Below are 2,672 nucleotides of genomic sequence, written 5' to 3' on the forward strand. Positions count from 1 at the left end.
CGCCGTCACCGACCTCGGCTTCCCGGCGAACCTGACCCGGCGCCAGCTCGAGGGCATCTACAAGTGCGTCATCACCCGCATCAACGGGATCGACGTGAACCCGCTGCTGCCGCAGACGGGCTCGGGCCGGGCGCGGGCGTCGTCGGCGTAGGTGTCGGGGTCGGCGTCGCGCCGGCCAGCGCGCGCAGTTCGGCGACGACGCCGGTCGTCTGGTCCCGCAGCTCCGCCGGCAGCGGCAGGTACCCGCCCGGCAGCTCGCCGCGGGCGGTGCCGGACTGCTGGCCGGGGCCGGCGGCGTACTCCAGCAGGTCGGCATAGTCGGTCAGCGCCTGCGGGTCCTGGCCGGTGTTGACCGCGGCGTACGTCACCATCGTCAGCGGGTAGGCGCCCACGGCGCGGCGGGCCGGGTCGAGCTCCAGGACCCCGTCGCCGTCGGTGTCGGTCATCGCGTCGACGGCGGCGCGCAGCCCGTCCTGCGTCGGCGCGACGAACTCGCCGGCGGCGTTGCGCAGGCTCGCGGTGAACACGCCGTAGCGGTGCGCCGACGCGGTCTCGGTGACGCCGATCGACCAGCGCCGCCCGAACGCCCGCGGCGGCGACGTCACGTACTGGGGCGGTTCCCGGGTCTGGTCCCAGAACGACTTCTCCCCTACATCGGCGCGGAGCACCCGCTGGGCGATCTCGCTGTAGCTGCCGATGTAGGGCCGGTAGTCCAGCGAGCAGAGGTCCATCTCGGCCGGCGGCTGCCGGACGCAGGTGTCCTCGGCCCGGGGGAAGCTGTGCGGCGGCTCCTCGTCCAGGTTCAGCGGCGCGTACTTGGGGTTGACGACGATGCCGTTCTCGTCCGGCGTCCCGGCCAGCCACGCCCGGGCCTGCGGGTCGGCCAGGATCCAGCGCCAGATCTCGTGCACCGGCTGGCCGCTCTCCAGCGTCACCATGAGGCCTTTCGGCCCGCTGGCCGCGTCCGGGAAGTTCTCGAACACCGGGTTGAGCGCGCGGAACTCGGGGTCGTAGGTGATGAACTGCGGATTCTCCGGCAGGTGCTCGACGCCGGTCTCGCCCTGCAGGATCGGGATGTCACCCCAGTACGACTGCGTCAGCAGCTTCGCCACCAGCCGCGGCGTCAGCTTCAGCTCCGGGACCTGGGAGCCGAACAGCGCCTCCACCTCAGGTGGCGCGGCGAACCTCGGATGGATGTCGATGCTGAACGCGATCGTCATCGCCGACACCGCGACCGGCGCGTGCGCCACCGGTGGGTCGTCGGCGCCGCCGGCGATCGGGATCGTCGTGTACGCCAGCCCGGGCGCGCCCTCGTACGTGCTGAACAGCTGGTTCGCCGCCTCGCTGTCGCTGGTCGCGGCGTACCCGAACGTGGTGCCGCCGCCCGCGCAGAGCGCAGGCTGCCACGAGGTCATCGCCTCGGCGGCCAGCTCGGTCCCGATGGTGGCCCGCTCCTGCGCGCCCAGCTCGCAGAACCCGGACACCGGCGCGAAGTTCAACTCGATCGCGATCGCGTTGGCGAAGTTGGACGCCGACAGCGGCGAGTCGACGCCGCCGACCTGGGCGCCGCGGACGTTGCCGAACGGGTCGTACGCACCGCGCGGCACGACGACCAGCCAGCACGGCTGCGGGTCGCCGCCGTCGTCGCCGACCCGGCCGCAGCCCAGGTGCGCGGCCTCCTTGGCGCTCTGCACCCAGAACACGGTCCGGCCCTCGCCGGAGCCGGCGGTCGGGACCCAGGGCTGCTCGTTCGTGCTGCCCTTGCCGTAGAGGTCGATGATCAGGCCCTCGTACCCGTCCGGCGCGGGCCGCGGCGTGCCGCCGGCGCCGGTCAGCGCGTCGACGTAGGTGCCGCCGTAGGACGCCCGGAAAGGGACGGCGTTGCTGGTGAGCTCGTCGCCGACCGGGATCGGCTCCATGGTCTCGGCCGGGTCGAAGTCCTCGGTGACGTAGCGGCTGGCGTTGCCGGTGCGCAGGTTCGAGTACGGCGGGTCCAGGCCGGCGCCGAACTGGCAGGTCTCGCGGAAGTCCGGCGCCTCCGGGTCCGGGCCCCAGCACTGCATGATGCTCAGGTAGTTCGTGCCGAACCCGCCGTAGGGCGTCGGCACGCCGCCGGTCCAGGTGACCTCGATGCCCTGGCCGACCAGGCCCTCGGTCTGGTGGACCGTGATCGCCAGGTCGGAGAAGTCCTCGTACTTTCCCGGGCGGCCGTTGACGGTGACCGCCGAGCTCTCCTCGCCGGCCGCGGCCGCCTCGCGCTGCGGCGGGCCGAGCACGATCAGCGTCGCGGCCAGGCCGAGCAGCACCGCGGCGGCGAGCAGCCGGACCCTGATCATGAGTGGCCCCCCCGCCGCAGCGTGCGCAGGATCAGCGGCGGCGCGACGATGACGACCAGCAGCGAGAGGCCGGCGATCAGCATCAGCGTCTGCTCGACACCCCAGCCGCTGGCGGCGGCCATGACGACGGGGCTGGCCGCGACGTTCTGGTCGCCGCCGGCGTCGCCCGTCCCGCTGTCGGCGCCGGCGATGACCTCGCCGGTGTCCGGGTCGACGACCGGCGCGCCGGCCGCGTCCCCGCCGGTGTCCGTGCCGGTCGCGGCCCCGCCGGACGCGTCGCCGCCTCCCCCTTCGGCGGCGGCGCCCGAGGCGTCGCCGGACGCCGTCCCGCCGCCC

Annotated in this window: 1 protein-coding gene and 1 pseudogene; both read right to left on the minus strand. The window is 74.0% G+C overall.

Annotated features, from left to right (window positions below; all coding sequences use genetic code 11):
- Positions 1 to 80: 80 nt before the first annotated feature.
- Positions 81 to 2,336: a hypothetical protein gene (locus C1I92_RS32840; RefSeq protein WP_111258822.1), complete on the minus strand. Its 2,256-nt coding sequence runs from the start codon at positions 2,334 to 2,336 to the stop codon at positions 81 to 83.
- Positions 2,333 to 2,672: pseudogene (locus tag C1I92_RS34220) on the minus strand (hypothetical protein); the annotation flags it as partial. The gene C1I92_RS32840 and the pseudogene C1I92_RS34220, both read right to left, overlap by 4 nt.

Origin of the sequence: Jiangella anatolica, from assembly GCF_003236295.1 — a bacterium.
Lineage (GTDB): Bacteria > Actinomycetota > Actinomycetes > Jiangellales > Jiangellaceae > Jiangella > Jiangella anatolica.

Bases quoted from the DNA above. Each gene is read 5' to 3' on its own strand.
- C1I92_RS32840 (WP_111258822.1), bottom strand. From the start codon at position 2,336: ATGATCAGGGTCCGGCTGCTCGCCGCCGCGGTGCTGCTCGGCCTGGCC.